Annotated in this window: 14 protein-coding genes and 1 pseudogene; 2 read left to right on the top strand and 13 right to left on the bottom strand. The window is 72.9% G+C overall.

The annotated features are described in order from the left end of the window. Position 1 precedes the first annotated feature (1 nt). From K8U61_RS19670 to K8U61_RS19710, 9 genes are all read right to left on the bottom strand, one after another. Positions 2–673, bottom strand: coding sequence for a response regulator (locus K8U61_RS19670; protein ID WP_224124777.1), 672 nt, complete (start codon positions 671–673; stop codon positions 2–4). Between the two features lie 23 nt (positions 674–696). Continuing rightward, positions 697–1911: a sensor histidine kinase gene (locus K8U61_RS19675; protein ID WP_224124758.1), complete on the bottom strand. Its 1215-nt coding sequence runs from the start codon at positions 1909–1911 to the stop codon at positions 697–699. A gap of 61 nt (positions 1912–1972) precedes the next feature. Next, positions 1973–2911, bottom strand: coding sequence for a D-alanine--D-alanine ligase family protein (locus K8U61_RS19680; RefSeq protein ID WP_224124759.1), 939 nt, complete (start codon positions 2909–2911; stop codon positions 1973–1975). Then, positions 2908–4026 carry an alanine racemase gene (alr, locus tag K8U61_RS19685; RefSeq protein ID WP_224124760.1) on the bottom strand — a complete coding sequence of 373 codons (1119 nt, stop codon included), beginning with the start codon at positions 4024–4026 and terminating at the stop codon, positions 2908–2910. Before alr ends, K8U61_RS19680 begins: the two co-directional genes overlap by 4 nt. Continuing rightward, a complete protein-coding gene (locus K8U61_RS19690; RefSeq protein ID WP_224124761.1) occupies positions 4023–4649 on the bottom strand; it encodes a M15 family metallopeptidase in 627 nt (208 codons plus the stop codon). Before K8U61_RS19690 ends, alr begins: the two co-directional genes overlap by 4 nt. A gap of 74 nt (positions 4650–4723) precedes the next feature. Next, on the bottom strand, positions 4724–5467 hold the full coding sequence (locus K8U61_RS19695) for a sirohydrochlorin chelatase (RefSeq protein WP_224124762.1): 744 nt from the start codon (positions 5465–5467) through the stop codon (positions 4724–4726). A gap of 76 nt (positions 5468–5543) precedes the next feature. Then, positions 5544–6290: a phosphoadenylyl-sulfate reductase gene (locus K8U61_RS19700; RefSeq protein ID WP_224124763.1), complete on the bottom strand. Its 747-nt coding sequence runs from the start codon at positions 6288–6290 to the stop codon at positions 5544–5546. Beyond that, complete coding sequence (locus tag K8U61_RS19705; RefSeq protein ID WP_224124764.1) at positions 6287–6445, bottom strand: hypothetical protein; 159 nt, start codon at positions 6443–6445, stop codon at positions 6287–6289. The genes K8U61_RS19700 and K8U61_RS19705 overlap by 4 nt, the downstream gene beginning before the upstream one ends. Beyond that, on the bottom strand, positions 6442–8163 hold the full coding sequence (locus K8U61_RS19710) for a nitrite/sulfite reductase (RefSeq protein WP_224124765.1): 1722 nt from the start codon (positions 8161–8163) through the stop codon (positions 6442–6444). The genes K8U61_RS19705 and K8U61_RS19710 overlap by 4 nt, the downstream gene beginning before the upstream one ends. 396 nt (positions 8164–8559) lie before the next feature. Here K8U61_RS19710 and K8U61_RS19715 point away from each other — a divergent pair, with 396 nt between their 5' ends. Further along, complete coding sequence (locus K8U61_RS19715; RefSeq protein WP_224124766.1) at positions 8560–10008, top strand: glycine hydroxymethyltransferase; 1449 nt, start codon at positions 8560–8562, stop codon at positions 10006–10008. A 12-nt stretch (positions 10009–10020) separates the two neighbouring features. On the opposite strand, the gene K8U61_RS19720 is transcribed toward K8U61_RS19715, so the two are convergent. From K8U61_RS19720 to K8U61_RS19730, 3 genes are read right to left on the bottom strand one after another with little or no spacing between them, the layout of a single operon-like run. Continuing rightward, the gene (locus K8U61_RS19720; protein ID WP_224124767.1) at positions 10021–11169 is read right to left on the bottom strand and encodes a phosphotransferase; all 1149 of its coding nucleotides are present in this window, start codon (positions 11167–11169) and stop codon (positions 10021–10023) included. Between the two features lie 57 nt (positions 11170–11226). Then, positions 11227–11916, bottom strand: a complete 690-nt coding sequence (locus K8U61_RS19725) for a response regulator (protein ID WP_224124768.1) — start codon at positions 11914–11916, stop codon at positions 11227–11229. Then, the gene (locus K8U61_RS19730; RefSeq protein ID WP_224124769.1) at positions 11913–13523 is read right to left on the bottom strand and encodes an ATP-binding protein; all 1611 of its coding nucleotides are present in this window, start codon (positions 13521–13523) and stop codon (positions 11913–11915) included. The genes K8U61_RS19725 and K8U61_RS19730 overlap by 4 nt, the downstream gene beginning before the upstream one ends. Positions 13524–13656: 133 nt before the next feature. On the opposite strand from K8U61_RS19730, the gene K8U61_RS19735 reads away from it, so the two are divergent. Further along, complete coding sequence (locus K8U61_RS19735) at positions 13657–15003, top strand: cation:dicarboxylate symporter family transporter (protein ID WP_224124770.1); 1347 nt, start codon at positions 13657–13659, stop codon at positions 15001–15003. Positions 15004–15084: 81 nt separating this feature from the next. Here K8U61_RS19735 and K8U61_RS25665 read toward each other — a convergent pair. Beyond that, positions 15085–15258 (bottom strand): annotated as a pseudogene (locus K8U61_RS25665) (IS30 family transposase); the annotation flags it as partial.

Raw genomic sequence — 15258 nt, forward strand, 5'->3', positions numbered from 1 at the left:
ATCAGCTGAGCCCGTGCTCGTGGGCGAAGACCACGATCTGCACCCGGTCGCGCAGCGCGAGCTTGCGCAGGATCGCGCCGACGTGGGTCTTCACCGTCGACTCGCTGAGGAAGACCTGACCCGCGATCTCGGTGTTGGAGAGCCCTTTCGCCACCGCGGCGAAGACCTCGCGCTCCTTCTCGGTCAGCGAGAGGTACGACGCGGGCGGAGCGGTCGGCGCACGGAACTGGGTGTCGAGCAGCGTCGACAGGTCGGCCGGCGCGAGGACCGCGTTGCCGGCGTGGACGGTGCGGATCGCGTCCCGGAGCATCACCGGCGTGGTGCCCTTGAGCAGGAAGCCGCTGGCGCCGTACCGGATCGCGGTCGCAGCCCGGTCGTCGAGGTTGAAGGTCGTCAGCACCACGACCCGCACGGGCCGCTCGCGCTTCGCGGCCCGCTCCGGGAGGAAGATCTGCCGCGTCGCCTCGACACCGTCCATCTCGGGCATCCGGATGTCCATGAGGACCACGTCGGGGGAGAGGTCGTCGACCATGCGGACCGCCTCGAGCCCGTCGGCCGCGCCACCGACGACCTCCATGCCCTCCTGGGCGTCGACGATCACCCGCACGCCCTCGCGGAAGAGCTCCTGGTCGTCGACGAGCAGGACCCGGATCGGCTCGGTGGGCTCGGCGATCACCGGCCCGATCACCGGCCCCGTCACCGGGCCCTCACCGGCACCCACGCCGTCGCGGTGAAGGTCGGCGGGTCCTCGCGCCGGCGTACGTCGAGCCGGCCGCCGACCGCCTCGAGCCGGCGTCGCATCCCGTCGACGCCCTGACCGCCCTCGCCCCCGGGCACCTCTGCCGCCGGGGCCGCCGGGGCCACGGCGTTGCGCACCTCGATCCGCAGGTCACCCTCCCAGTGTCGCTCCACCGCGATCGGCTGGTCGCGGGGGCCGTGCTTGATGGCGTTGGTGAGCATCTCCTGGAGCACCCGGAAGGCCACCACCTCGAGCTCGGGCGGCAGCGGCTGGGGGGTGCCGACCTCGGTCGAGTCGACCCGGTGCCCGCTGGCTCGCACGCCCTCGACCAGGCTGTCGAGGTCGGCGCGCCGGGCCTGGGTCGTCGTACCGCCGGCGGTGGAGGCGAGCACCTGTCGCACGTCCTCGAGCGAGGAGCGGGCGGAGGTGGCGATGTTGTCCATCGTGCGCCGCAGCGCCGCCGTGTCGTCGTCGGGCAGGAACTGCGCGGCCTCGGCCTGCGCCAGGATCACCGCGAGGGAGTGACCGACGACGTCGTGGACGTCGCGGGCCAGCTGCGCCTGCTGCTCCTGCAGCCGGGCGATCTCCTCGGCCTGGTCGCGCTCGGCCTCGGCGGCCTCCTGGCCCGCCCGCGACTGGTTGGCCCGTGCGGAGAAGCGCAGCGCCAGGCCGGCCAGCCAGGGCACGCCGAGGACCGCCATCCCCGCGATCGCCGCGGAGACCTGCCAGCGGTCGTCGAGGCGCGAGGTCCGGTCGGCGATCGCGCGGAAGCCCGCGGTGTCGAGGGCGGCGTAGAACACGCTCGGGTCGATCCACAGCACGGCGATCGCGGCCGCCACTGGGATGGACAGCACGCTGGCCACCACCGTGGGCACGCTGCCCCAGCGGGCGGCGCCGAAGGCGACGATCCCGATCGCCAGCTCGACCATGAGCAGCTGGACGCCACCGATCACCTGGAGCGTGCCGACCACCCACACGAGCGCGAGCGCGATCGCCGGCATCCGGCGCGCCAGGCCGGCCGCTGCGGCGACGCCGAGGACGACCAGGATGAGCCCGGGCCGGGGGTTGGTCTCGTAGTAGAAGGTGTCGATGTTGAGGATCTCGAGGACACCGAGAGCCAGCACCACGAGGCCGACGGCGAGGTCGGGCGCCCAGGTGCGCCAGTCGGTCATGGGGCCTCGCGTCCGGTCAGTGGTCGGTCTCGATGTCGGTGTCGCCCCCAGCGAACCACACTCACCGGTGCGCGCCGCGGACCAGCTCGTCGAGCAGCGCGGGGTAGGTGAGACCGGCGGCCGCGAACATCCGCGGCACCTGGGAGTGCTCGGTCATCCCGGGCATCGTGTTGACCTCGTTGAGCACCGGCCCCTCGGCGGTGAGGAAGAAGTCGACGCGCGCCACGCCCGCGCAGCCGAGGGCGTCGTACGTCGCGAGCGCGGCCTGCTCGAGCGCCTTCGCGTCGACGTCGTCGAGCCGGGCGGGGAGCCGGAAGTCGGCGTGCCCGCCGTACTTCGCGTCGTAGTCGAAGAGACCGTCGGCGACGATCTCGAGCGCCGGCGCGACCACGAGGGTGCCGTCGGCGGAGCGCAGCACGGCGACGTCGATCTCGCGGCCGGCGACCACGTCCTCGACCAGCGCCCGGTCGTCGAGTGCGAGCGCGGCGTCGAGGGCGGGTCGCAGCGCGTCGCCCGAGCGGACCAGGCTGACCCCCTTGCTGGAGCCGGCGGCGACCGGCTTGACCACCACGGGGTGCGTCCAGCGCTCGTGCTCGGCCGTGGCCGCCGTGACCAGGTGACCCGGGGCGACCGCGAGGCCGAGGTCCTGCGCGACCAGCTTGGTGGCCCACTTGTCCATGGCGAGGGCGCCGGTGCGGATCCCGGAGCCGACGTAGGGGAGCCCGGCGAGCTCGCACAGCGCGGCCAGCGCGCCGTCCTCGCCCCGGGGTCCGTGGACGACGGGGAAGACCACGTCGCAGCCGTGCAGCACGTGGGCGGCGCCGCTGAGGCCGATCGGACGCAGCCCGCGGTCGCGCCAGGTGCCGTCGCGGCCGATGGTCAGCGGCACGACCTCGTACGTCGCCGGGTCGAGCGCGGCCGCGACCGCGGCGGCCGAGGCGAGGGAGACCTCGTGCTCGCAGTTCTGCCCGCCGCCGACGACCGCGACCCGGGTCCTCACGCGAGGCTCCGCTCGACCCGGGCTCCGATGCCGGTCACGACCTCGTGCTCGATGGTGTCGGCCCAGGCTGCCCACTCCGCGACGGTCGGCTCGCCGTGCGTGCCCGGCCCGAAGACGGTGGCGCTCTCCCCGAGGTCGACGCCGCGCTCGCCGAGGTCGACGACCACCTGGTCCATCGAGATCCGACCGACCACGGGGCGTCGGACCCCGCGGACGAGCACCTCGGCGCGGCCGGAGGCGGCCCGGGGCAGCCCGTCTGCGTACCCGACCGGCAGCAGCCCGAGGTGGGTCGCCTCGTGGGTGCGGTGGCTGTGGCCGTAGCCGACCGGCGTGCCGGCCCGGACGCGGCGCACCTGGACCACCGGTGCGGTCAGGGTCATCGCGGGGTGCAGGGCGGTCGTGCGCGACGGGTCGATGCCGACCAGGCCGGCGCCGACGCGGCTCAGGGTGTGGTGGGTGCGGGGGTCGGTCAGCGTCGCCGCAGTCGCGGCGAGGTGGCGGTCGCGGGGCCGCAGGCCGGCCGCCCGGGCGACCTCGAGCGCCCACGCGAAGCGGGTCCGGGCGAGCGCGTTGCAGTCGTCGGTGGGGTCGTCGGCGCAGCCGAGGTGGCCCATGACGCCCACGACCGTCAGCTGACCACGCTGCTCGGCCCGGCGCGCCGACCGGCACAGCAGGGTCCAGCTCGCCGGGTCAGCGCCGTCGCGCGCCATGCCGGCGTCGACGTGGAGGTGCACCCGGGCGCGGCCCGGCGCGGCGGCGACCGCTGCCAGGTGGGTGAGGCTCGGGACGGCCACGTCGACGTCGTGCGCGGCGGCGCGACCCCAGTCGGCGTCGGCCGGGTTGAGCCAGCTGAGCAGCGGTACGCCGAGGCCCGCCTCGCGCAGCGGCCACGCCTCGTCCAGGCTGGTCACGCCGAGCCGGGTCGCGCCGTGGGCGAGCGCGGTGCGGGCCACATCGAGGGCGCCGTGGCCGAAGCCGTCGGCCTTCACGACCGCCATCAGCTCGCCGCTCGCGCGGCCGGCGAGCAGCCGGGTGTTCCGCGCGACGGCGTCGAGGTCGACGCTGAGCCGCGGACGTGAGGCGGCGACGACCTCGGTCACCAGCGCGAGCGTCATGCCGCCACCGCCGCGGCCGAGAGCGGGCCGTAGAGCGAGTGCTGAGCGCCGGTGACCAGCGCCCAGTAGCGGTCGCCGAAGCTCCAGTGCCACCACTCGGTCGGGTAGTTGACCAGACCCTGGAGGCCGAGCACCTCGGCCAGCAGGGCCCGGTGGGCGCGGGCGTCCGCGCCGATCCCGGCGGCCGCGAACCAGCAGCGCCCGTCGCTCTCCTCGGGCGTCGCGTCGATCGCGGTCCCGAGGTCGAGCTCCTCGCCGCACGCGTCGACCAGCGTCAGGTCGACCGCGGCGCCCGCGACGTGGGGAGCGACGTCGACCGGCGAGACGAAGCGACTGGTCAGCCGCTCCAGCTCGTCGGCACCGATGCCGGGGTGCAGCGCACGGAGCTCGGCGGCGTACGCCGCGACGATCGCGCGCTGCTGCTCGACCGGCCGGAAGCCCTCGACCACCCGCAGCCGCACCCCGAGCGGGAGCAGGGCGTCGGCGGCGACCAGCCGCTCGGCCAGCCCGGCGCGCACCGGAGCGCCGGTGGGGGACAGGTCGTGCGGGAGCCGCACCAGCGGCTCGCCGCACTCGACCACGGGCACGGCCCGGACCCGCGGGTCCGAGAGCAGGATCGTCATGACCCTCACGCTAGGAACGCGCGGGGGCATCCACCTCCACCTCAGGTGCCGCCGGGCCTACCTCAAGTGCCGGATCAGACCGGGACCAGCTCGACCGCACCGACGGCGTAGCGCGCCAGGATCGCCCGGGCCAGCTCGGGGTGGGCGCCCAGGGGCGCGGACACCGCGATCGCGCCGGCCTCGACCGCGAGCTCCGCGGCCCGGTCCGGCAGGAAGCCCGGCGCCAGGAACAGCGAGGCGACGGCGATGTGCCGACGGCCCTCGGCGCGGAACGCCCGGACGGCCTCACCGGTGGCTGGCGGCGCGCTCGAGGCGAACGCCGCGGTCACCGGCAGCTTGTGCCGGGCACCCCACACGCGGGCCAGCCGCGCGACGGCCTGGTTGGCCAGCGGGTCGCTGGAGCCGGCGGCGGCGAGCACGAGCGCGTCGAGCTCGCGCACCCGGCTGTCGCGCAGCACCTCGCGCATCCGGACGTCGAGGACCTCGAGGAACTGCGGTTCGAGGCCGAGGATCGACGTGGCGCGGATCTGCACGCCCTCGTGGCGCGCGCTCGCCTCGGCGACGGCGCTCGGGACGTCGACCTTGGCGTGGTAGGCCTCGGTCAGCAGCAGCGGGACGACGACGATCTCGTCGTGGCCGGCCCTCACCAGGCGGTCGACGACCGTCTGGAAGGACGGCTTCGAGAGCTCGAGGAAGGCGGCCTCGACCTTGAGGTCGGGGCGCATCGTCTTGACCTCGTCGACGAGGGCCTTGATGGTGGCGGCGGACCGCGGGTCACGGCTTCCGTGAGCCAGGGCCACCAGAGCAGGAGCAGCCATCACACTGCCTCCTTGTCCGTGCGTGTTCCTGTGGGGGAAGCGGCACCGGCCACGCTGCCGGTCCGCAGGGTGCGGATCACGAGTGGATCCCGCACTCGGTCTTGTTGGTGCCGGCCCAGCGGCCGCTGCGCGGGTCCTCGCCCGGCGCGACGCGACGCGTGCACGGCCAGCAGCCGATCGAGGGGTAGCCGTCGTAGACGAGCGGGTTGACCAGCACGCCGTTCTCGGCGATGTAGCGCTCGACCTGCTCGTCGGACCACCGGGCGATCGGGGAGACCTTGACCTTCTGCTTCTTCGCGTCCCAGCCGATCACCGGCGCGATCACCCGGTTGTGGGTCTCGGCGCGGCGCAGGCCAGTCGCCCAGGCGTCGTACGACGCGAGCGAGTCGGCCAGCGGCTGGACCTTGCGCAGCTTGCAGCACAGGTCGGGGTCGGTCTTGTAGAGGTCCTTGCCGTACGTCGCGTCCTGCTCCTCGACGCTCTGCACGGGCGTGATGGTGAGCAGGTTGACCGGCATCGTCGCCTCGACGGCGTCACGGGTGCCGATGGTCTCGACGAAGTGGTAGCCGGTGTCGAGGAAGACGACGTCCAGGCCGGGCGCGACCTTCGAGGCGAGGTCGGCCAGGACCGCGTCGCCCATCGACGAGGTCACGCAGAAGCGCTCGCCGAAGGTCGCGACGGCCCACTCGATGATGGTCTCCGCGGGGGCGAGCTCGAGCTCGGCGCCCCAGTGGGACACCAGCTCGCGCAGCTCCTCGGGGGAGCGGCCCGCGGTGTCGGTCCCGCGGTTGTTGCGGGCGGTGATGGTGGTGGCTGCGGTCATGAGGTCGTACCTCCCGGTCGGAGGAGTCCGATGAGCTTCAGGCTGAAGGCGCGCAGGCAGGCCCGGCATTCCCACGAGCCGTGCGCGGCCTCGTGCGGGCGCAGGTCCTCCTCGCCGCAGTAGGGGCAGTGGAAGGGGACGGCGCGCTCACTCATGACGTCGCTCCCTCCAGCGCCTTCTCGCCGCGGAGCAGCTCCTCGTCGGCGCGCGCGACCCAGGTCGTGAAGGACTCGCCGTCCTCACGGTCGGCCAGGTAGTGGGTGACCACGACGGTGACGTAGTCGTCCAGCCCGGCGCTGGTCACCTTGTGGGCGCGCAGCTTGCGGCCGAAGTTGGCCTGCAGACCGGTGGCGCCGCCCAGGTGGACCTGGAAGCCCTCGACCTGCTCGCCCTCGTGCATGACCAGCTGGCCCTTGAGGCCGATGTCGGCGACCTGGGTGCGCGCGCAGGCGTTGGGGCAGCCGTTGACGTTGACCGTGATCGGGGTGTCGAGGTCGGGGAAGCGCTTCTCCAGCTCGGCGACCAGGTCGCGGGCGCGGTTCTTGGTGTCGACGATCGCCAGCTTGCAGAACTCGATGCCGGTGCAGGCCATGGTGTTCTGCCGCCAGTTCGAAGGGCGGGCGCTGAGGCCGATCTCGTCGAGGCGGTCCAGCAGCTCGTCGACGACCTCGGGCTCGACGCCGATGAGCACGATCTTCTGGTACGGCGTCAGGCGGGCGCCGGCGACGCCGTACTGCTCGATGAGGTCGGCGAGCTGGACCAGGACGGTGCCGGAGACCCGGCCCGCGATCGGCGCGACGCCGACGTAGCGCTTGCCGTCCTGCTGCTCGTGGACGCCGACGTGGTCGCGGTGGCCGACCGGCGAGGCGGGCGACTCGAGGGTGACCAGCTCGGTGCCGAGGTACTCGTTCTCCAGGACCTCGCGGAACTTCGCGATGCCCCAGTCGGCGACCAGGAACTTCAGCCGGGCGCGCGAGCGCAGCCGGCGGTAGCCGTAGTCGCGGAAGATCGAGGCCACGCCCTCCCAGACGTCCGGGACCTGCTCGAGCGGGATCCAGACGCCCATCTTCTGGGCGAGCATCGGGTTGGTGGAGAGGCCGCCGCCGACCCACACGTCGAAGCCGGGGCCGTGCTCGGGGTGCACGGTGCCGACGAAGGCGATGTCGTTGGTCTCCGGCGACACGTCGTGCGACGGGTGGCCGGTCAGCGCGGTCTTGAACTTGCGCGGGAAGTTCGCGAAGTCGGGGTTGCCGATGTAGCGGCGCTCGATCTCGGCGAGGGCCGAGGTGCCGTCGATGATCTCGTCCTTGGCCACGCCGGCGACCGGCGAGCCGAGGAAGGGCCGGGGCGAGTCGCCGCACGCCTCGAGGCTGTGCAGGCCGGCCTCGTCGAGGCGCTCCCAGATCGCGGGCACGTCCTCGATGCGGATCCAGTGGTACTGGATGTTCTCGCGGTCGGTGACGTCCGCGGTGTCACGGGCGAAGTCGACGCCGATCGTGCCGAGGGCCCGGACGGCGGCCGCGGGGAGCAGCTTGCCGTCGGAGCGGACCCGGAGCATGAAGTAGCGGTCGTCGAGCTCCTCCTCCTCGAGGATGGCCGTCTTGCCGCCGTCGATCCCGGGCTTGCGCTGGGTGTAGAGGCCCATCCAGCGGAAGCGGCCGCGCAGGTCGGCGGGGTCGATCGAGTCGAAGCCGCGCTTGGAGTAGGTGTGGAGGATCCGGTCGCGGACGTTGAGCGGGCTGTCGTCCTTCTTGGACTGCTCGTTCTTGTTCAACGGCTCGGTGTAGCCCAGCGCCCACTGACCCTCGCCACGCTTGGGGCGGGGGATCTCGGTGCGCTCGGCACGCTTGGCGGTGAAGCGGGGGTCGGACATGGCTGTCGGTTCCTTGACGAGTCTGGGCCGGCGACCTGCGACCGGCGACGTTGCCGGGAGATCAGCGGGCGAGAGTGCTGGCGACGGTGGGTCAGGCTCTGCGCGTCAGGAGGGCCAACACATCATGCTGCGCGTGCGGCCAAAGTCCACGTGGCGTCGAACCACGAGGTAGGCGTGCGTCGCAGCGGAGATCATGTCAAGGAGTCTCAGGGAGCGGACGCCGCTCCCACAAGGCGAAATCTCATGGAGTGAGATGGCGATCCGCGATGTGAGACACAGGCGTCGTTGGTCTGGTCAGCAGTCCGAACACCTGCGGTGCAGGTCACATTCCCGCCTGTCGCGATCGTGGGGTTTCTGCTTCGCCCACCGACACCCCGCGGCCCTAGGCTGGCGCGCATGAGCGACGCGCAGATCGATGCCCTGACCAGCAGCGCCTACCAGCAGGCCCTCGAGGTGATCGGCTCGGTCGAGCCGCGCATCGCGGCGGCCACCCGTCAGGAGCTCGTCGACCAGCGAGGTTCGCTCAAGCTGATCGCGAGCGAGAACTACGCCTCGCCCGCCGTGCTGCTCACCATGGGCACCTGGTTCAGCGACAAGTACGCCGAGGGCACCGTCGGCCACCGCTTCTACGCCGGCTGCCAGAACGTCGACACCGTGGAGACCGTCGCCGCCGAGCACGCCCGCGAGCTGTTCGGCGCGCCGTACGCCTACGTGCAGCCGCACTCCGGCATCGACGCCAACCTCGTCGCCTTCTGGTCGATCCTCGCCCACCGGGTCGAGACCCCCGCGCTGGAGAAGCTCGGCGCCAAGAACGTCAACGAGCTCACCGAGGAGGACTGGGAGACGCTGCGGCACGAGCTCGGCAACCAGCGCCTGCTCGGCATGTCGCTGGACGCCGGCGGCCACCTCACCCACGGCTTCCGCCCCAACATCAGCGGCAAGATGTTCCACCAGCAGCAGTACGGCACCGACCCTGAGACCGGGCTGCTCGACTACGACGCGGTCGCGGCCAAGGCTCGCGAGTTCAAGCCGCTCGTGCTGGTGGCGGGCTACTCGGCGTACCCGCGCCGCGTGAACTTCGCCAAGATGCGCGAGATCGCCGACGAGGTCGGCGCCACCCTCATGGTCGACATGGCCCACTTCGCGGGTCTGGTGGCCGGCAAGGTCTTCACCGGCGACGAGGACCCGGTGCCGCACGCCCACGTCGTCACGACCACGACCCACAAGTCGCTGCGCGGCCCGCGCGGCGGCATGGTGCTGGCCCAGGAGGAGTTCGCCGCCGACGTCGACCGCGGCTGCCCGATGGTCCTCGGCGGCCCGCTGTCGCACATCATGGCCGCCAAGGCCGTCGCGCTGGCCGAGGCCCGGCGGCCGGAGTTCCGCACCTATGCCCAGCAGGTCGCCGACAACGCCCAGTCGCTCGCGTCCGGCTTCCTCTCCCGCGGCGCGAAGCTCGTCACTGGTGGCACCGACAACCACCTCGTGCTCCTCGACGTCTCCGGGTTCGGCCTCACCGGCCGCCAGGCGGAGTCCGCGCTGCTCGACGCCGGCGTGGTCACCAACCGCAACTCCGTGCCGCAGGACCCCAACGGCGCCTGGTACACCTCCGGCATCCGCCTCGGCACCCCGGCGCTCACCACCCGCGGCTTCGGCCACGACGAGTTCGACCGGGTCGCCGAGCTGATCGTCGACGTCCTGCAGAACACGCAGCCGGGCACCACCAAGGACGGCAGGCCGTCGAAGGCGTCGTACGCCCTGGGCGACGGCGTCGCCGACCGCACCAAGGCGGCGTCGGGCGAGATGCTCGACAAGCACCCGCTCTACCCCGGTCTCGACCTGGCGTAGCTCCGCGAGCGGTCAGCCCGGCTCGGTGGCCTCCAGCAGGTCGAGGCTGTAGGTCGTCAGGGCGGCGCGGTCGCCGGCGAGCGTCAGCAGCTCGTCGGTGACCGGGGCGCCGAGGTGCTCCCACGGGAACGCCGACATGCCGGTGAAGACGAAGAGCTGCAGCGCGTGCGCGCGGCGGACCAGGTCGGCCGGCAGGTCGACCCCCTCGTCGCGCAGTCCGTCGACGTACGCCGCGACGAGGTGGTCGTCGAGCGCCGCCAGGCCACCCAGCTCCGGCGCACGACGTCGGCCGATCTGCACGTCGCCGACGAGCAGCTGCCCGAGGTCGAAGCCCACGGGCAGCGGGTTCCAGAAGCCGAAGTCGATGAGCACGATGTCGTCGCGTCCGACCACGGCCAGGAGGTTGTTCGGGCAGGCGTCCCCGTGCCCGGTCAGCGTCGGGAGGGCGCACAGCTCGGCGCCGAGCTCGTCGAGGCGGTCGACGGCGGCGAGCAGCCGCTCCTGCAGGTCCACCGGGAAGGCGGCGGCGATCAGCGGGTGCCGCCAGGTCGCCGGGTCGCGGACCATCGGGACCACCTGCATCCGCACCCGTCCCTGCAGGTAGGTGGCGACCGTCCAGTCCAGGCCCCCGAGGCCGGCGAGGGGTGCGACGTCCCTGCTGGCGGCCAGCCGACCGAGCAGGTGGGCGGCGGTGCGGTAGCGCGGGACGTCCCAGCGCACCGGAAGCGTCGCGAGGTCCTCGAGCCAGACCACCGCGGAGGTGTCGTCGAGGTCGGCGACGTGGAAGGCGCGCGGCATCCCGAGGCCGGCGGGCAGCCGGGTGGCGAGGTCGGAGCGGTAGGCGAGCGGCTCGGTGCGCCAGGGCACCGAGCGGGCCGCCCACTCGCGGGCCTCCTCGGGCACCGCCGCGAAGTGCGGCGAGCGGGACCACTCGTGCACGACCTTGACGAAGAAGGAGAACGCGCGGGTGCCGTCGTCGTGCTCGGCCTCGCCGCGCACGCGGTAGCGCCCACCCGTCGTGATCGCGTCGAGGTCGTAGTCGACCTCCCGGGCGTCGACGTCGACCAGCGCACGTGGACGCCGGCCGTGCTGGGCGGCGACCAGGTCGAGGAGGACCTCGTCGCCGACGTCGGCCGGGCCGAGGATGCTGCGGTCGGGCATGTTCCGACAGTGGGTCGCCTCCGCGAGCCGGTCAAGCGGATATCCGTCCGTGACCGCTCAGCGCCAGAGGTACTCGAGCTCCGGCCGGCCGCCGCGGCCGTAGCGCGGCCGGCGATCGGCGAGGCCGGTGTCGGCGAGGTGCTCGAGGTAGCGCCGGGCCGTGACCCGGGAGGCGCCGACCAGGTCGGCGACCTCGCTCGCCGAGAGCGGAACGGCCGCGTCCCGCAGCGCTGCCGTCACGTCGCGCAGGGTCTCGGCGCTCATGCCCTTGGGCAGGGGCGCCGCGCCTTGGGTGCGCAGCGACCCGAACAGGCGGTCGACCTCGTCCTGCACCACCTCGGTCGGGCTCGCGGCGATCGCGGCGCGGTAGCCGGCGTACTGCTCGAGCTTGGCGCGGAAGGAGGCGAACGTGAACGGCTTGATCAGGTAGAGCACGACGCCCTGGGCCACGGAGCGGCGGACGACGTCGGTGTCGCGGGCCGCGGTGACGGCGATGACGTCGCAGAGGTGACCCGCGGCGCGGGCCTGCTGCAGCCAGCCCAGGCCGTGGCCGTCGGGTAGGTTCATGTCGAGCAGCACCAGGTCGACCGGCTGCTGCGCCGCCCGGGCGGCGTCGAGCGCGCGCATCGCCTCGCCCGCCGACCGCGCGGTGCCGGCGAGCTCGTAGCCGTCGACCCGGCCGACGTACGCCGCGTGCGCCTCGGCGGCCCGTGCCTCGTCCTCGACGACGAGCACCCGGACGCTCATCCCACCCGCTCCGGGCGCAGGGCGACGTGGAACTCCGCGCCACCGAGGGGCGATGTCCCGATGGTGACCTCGCCGTGCCGGCGGCGGGCGACCTGCCCGACGAGGGCGAGGCCGACGCCGCGACCGCCGGGCATGCCGTCGGTGGTCGCCTTCGTCGTCCAGCCGCGCTCGAGGACGTGGGCCGCTTCCTCGGGGGAGAGGCCGGGCCCGCTGTCGCCGACGACCACCTCCAGGTGCTCCTCGTCGCCGCCCAGCCGCACCTCCACGCGCCGCGTCTCGGCGGTGGTGACCGCGTCGAAGGCGTTGTCGAGGAGGTTGCCGAGCACGGTCACCAGGTCGCGTCCCGAGGACTCCGCCCCGGGCGGGAGCACCCCGGCGACCGAGAGCTCGATGCCGCGCTCGGCGGCCTCCGCGGTCTTGCCGAGGAGCAGCGCCGCGACCACGGGGTCCCCGACCTGGCCGACGACCTGGTCGGTGAGCAGCTGCGCGACCTGGAGCTCCTCGGTCGCGAAGTCGACCGCCTCGTCGGGGCGGCCCATCTCGATGAGGGAGACCACCGTGTGGAGCCGGTTGGCGGCCTCGTGGTTCTGGGCGCGCAGCGAGTCCGTGAGCCCGCGGACCACGTCGAGCTCGCCGGTGACCGCGCGGAGCTCGGTGTGGTCGCGCAGGGTGACGACCGCGCCGACCTCCTTGCCCTGCCAGCGGGCCGGGGCCGAGCTGACGACCAGGAGGTGCTCGCCCGCGACGTACACGTCGTCGCTCTCCGCGGTGCGCCCCAGGGCGGCGGCGACCAGACCCGGAGGAAGCCCGAGGTCGTGCACCGAGCGACCGACCACCGCGTCCGGGGACTCTCCGAGGTCGAGCAGGCGCACGGCCTCGTCGTTGACGAGCTGCACCCGGCCCCGGTCGTCGATGAGGAGCAGCCCCTCGCGGACGGCGTGGAGCACGGCCGAGTAGTACTCGTACATCCGGGTGATCTCGCGCTCGCCCAGGCCGTGGGTGAGGCGGCGGAGCCGACGCGCGACCAGCCACGTTCCGAGCAGCCCGACGACCAGCACCACGGCGGCTGCGCCACCGACGACCGCGAGGTCCGAGCGCAGGGTCTGGTCGATGTGGGTGATGGTGATGCCGACCGACACCATCGCGACGACGGTCCCGTCGGTGTCCCGCACCGGGACCACCGCGCGCATCGAGGGACCGAGCCGGCCGGCGTACTCCTGGGTGAAGACGCGGCCCTGCGGGGCGTCGCCGACGTCGCCGATGAAGTGGCGGCCGATCTCGTCGGGGTCGGGGTGGCTGTAGCGGATCTCGTCCATGCTCATCACGGTCACGAAGTCGACGTCCGCGTCGTGCCGCACCTGCTCGGCCATCGGCTGGATGGCCACGCTCGGGTCCGGGTCGTCGAGCGCCGCCAGGAGGGCGGGGGAGTCGGCCAGCGTGGTCGCGACGGCCACCGCGCGCTCGGTCGCGGAGGCGCGCACGTCGCCGCGCGCGTCGTACGTCGCGAGCCCGATCGCGCCCACCACCAGCACCAGGACGACGAGCACCTGGAGCACCAGGATCTGGCGCGCGACCGACGGCTCCCGCCGTTCCGGTCGTCCACGCACGGTCGCATTGTGCCCCACGGTCCGGGTCCGGCCGGGGCCGTGAACTCAACGACCAGAACGGTGACGCCGGTCACATCGCGGGCGAGGGTCGTCCATGGTCCCGGTGTGTGCCGGGCCGAGAACTGGAGGAACGATGAGCAGCACCACCGCGCCCGCCTCACCGCCGCGCAGCAGGACCCACTACCTCTACCTCGCCGTGATCGCGGCCGTCGCGCTCGGCGTCGTGGTCGGGCTCGTCTTCCCCGACTTCGCGGTCGAGCTCAAGCCCCTCGGACAGGGCTTCGTCTCGCTGATCACGATGATGATCCAGCCGGTCATCTTCTGCACGATCATCCTCGGCGTCGGATCGGTCGCCAGCGCGGCCAAGGTCGGCAAGGTCGGGGTCGGCGCGATCCTCTACTTCCTGGTGATGTCGACCTTCGCCCTCACCATCGGACTCGTGGTCGGCAACCTGCTGCACCCGGGCGACGGGCTGCACCTCGACGACGCGGCCGTGGCCGCCGGGGCGGAGCAGGCGGCGGCCGGGCACGGGAGCACCGTGGACTTCCTGCTCGGCATCGTCCCCGATTCGCTCTTCTCGTCCCTGACCTCCGGCGAGGTGCTGCAGACCCTGCTGGTCGCACTGCTCATCGGCTTCGCCCTCCAGCAGATGGGCCCGGCCGGCAAGCCGATCCTGACCGTCGTCGAGTACGCCCAGAAGCTCGTCTTCCGGGTGCTCGCGATGATCATGTGGGCCGCGCCGATCGGCGCCTTCGGTGCGATCTCGGCCGTCGTCGGGGCGACCGGTGTCGACGCGCTCAAGAGCCTCGCGGTGCTGATGCTCGGCTTCTACGTCACCTGCGCGCTCTTCGTCTTCCTGGTCCTCGGCACCGTGCTCAAGGTCTTCACCGGCGTCAACATCTTCTCGCTGTTCCGCTACCTGGCCCGCGAGTTCCTGCTGATCCTGGCGACCTCGTCCTCGGAGTCGGCGCTGCCGCGGCTGATCGCCAAGATGGAGCACGCCGGCGTCGACAAGACGACCGTCGGCATCGTCGTCCCGACCGGCTACTCGTTCAACCTCGACGGCACTGCGATCTACCTGACCATGGCGACGCTCTTCATCGCCGAGGCGCTCGACAACCCGCTCAGCCTGGGCGAGCAGATCTCGCTGCTGGTCTTCATGGTCATCGCCTCGAAGGGCGCCGCCGGCGTCACCGGCGCCGGCCTCGCCACCCTGGCCGGCGGGCTCCAGTCGCACCGGCCCGAGCTGGTCGACGGCGTCGGCCTCATCGTCGGCATCGACCGCTTCATGTCCGAGGCCCGCGCGCTCACCAACTTCGCCGGCAACTCCGTCGCCACGGTCCTCATCGGCACCTGGACCGACGGCGTCGACCGCGACCGCCTCGACAAGGTCCTCGCCGGTGAGCTGCCCTTCGACGAGCGCACGATGATCGACGACGCCCCGGCCCCGGCTCGCGAACCCGAACCCGTCACTGCCTGACCTGCGCCAGCGCGTAGCCGTCGTACCTGACGTATGGGTCGTGGTTCCGGTGGCGAGGTCAACTGGTCTTAGCAACCACGGTCATGCTGCTGCCGGGTTGGTCAGCAGCTCGTCCAGCGCTTGGGCTGGGGTCTTCATGTCCAGGGTAGGGCGGGGTCGGGCGTTGAGGCTGGCGGCGATCCGGCGGAGGTCAGCGGCGCTGAACCGGGACAGGTCGGTGCCCTTGGTCAGCCAGTGCCGGAGCAGCCGGTTGGT

Origin of the sequence: Nocardioides mangrovi, assembly GCF_020073815.1 — a bacterium.
GTDB lineage: Bacteria > Actinomycetota > Actinomycetes > Propionibacteriales > Nocardioidaceae > Nocardioides > Nocardioides mangrovi.

Bases quoted from the DNA above. Each gene is read 5' to 3' on its own strand.
- K8U61_RS19675 (WP_224124758.1), bottom strand. From the start codon at position 1,911: ATGACCGACTGGCGCACCTGGGCGCCCGACCTCGCCGTCGGCCTCGTG.
- alr (WP_224124760.1), bottom strand. From the start codon at position 4,026: ATGACGCTCGCGCTGGTGACCGAGGTCGTCGCCGCCTCACGTCCGCGG.
- K8U61_RS19690 (WP_224124761.1), bottom strand. From the start codon at position 4,649: ATGACGATCCTGCTCTCGGACCCGCGGGTCCGGGCCGTGCCCGTGGTC.
- K8U61_RS19695 (WP_224124762.1), bottom strand. From the start codon at position 5,467: ATGGCTGCTCCTGCTCTGGTGGCCCTGGCTCACGGAAGCCGTGACCCG.
- K8U61_RS19700 (WP_224124763.1), bottom strand. From the start codon at position 6,290: ATGACCGCAGCCACCACCATCACCGCCCGCAACAACCGCGGGACCGAC.
- K8U61_RS19705 (WP_224124764.1), bottom strand. From the start codon at position 6,445: ATGAGTGAGCGCGCCGTCCCCTTCCACTGCCCCTACTGCGGCGAGGAG.
- K8U61_RS19710 (WP_224124765.1), bottom strand. From the start codon at position 8,163: ATGTCCGACCCCCGCTTCACCGCCAAGCGTGCCGAGCGCACCGAGATC.
- K8U61_RS19715 (WP_224124766.1), top strand. From the start codon at position 8,560: ATGAGCGACGCGCAGATCGATGCCCTGACCAGCAGCGCCTACCAGCAG.
- K8U61_RS19720 (WP_224124767.1), bottom strand. From the start codon at position 11,169: ATGCCCGACCGCAGCATCCTCGGCCCGGCCGACGTCGGCGACGAGGTC.
- K8U61_RS19725 (WP_224124768.1), bottom strand. From the start codon at position 11,916: ATGAGCGTCCGGGTGCTCGTCGTCGAGGACGAGGCACGGGCCGCCGAG.
- K8U61_RS19735 (WP_224124770.1), top strand. From the start codon at position 13,657: ATGAGCAGCACCACCGCGCCCGCCTCACCGCCGCGCAGCAGGACCCAC.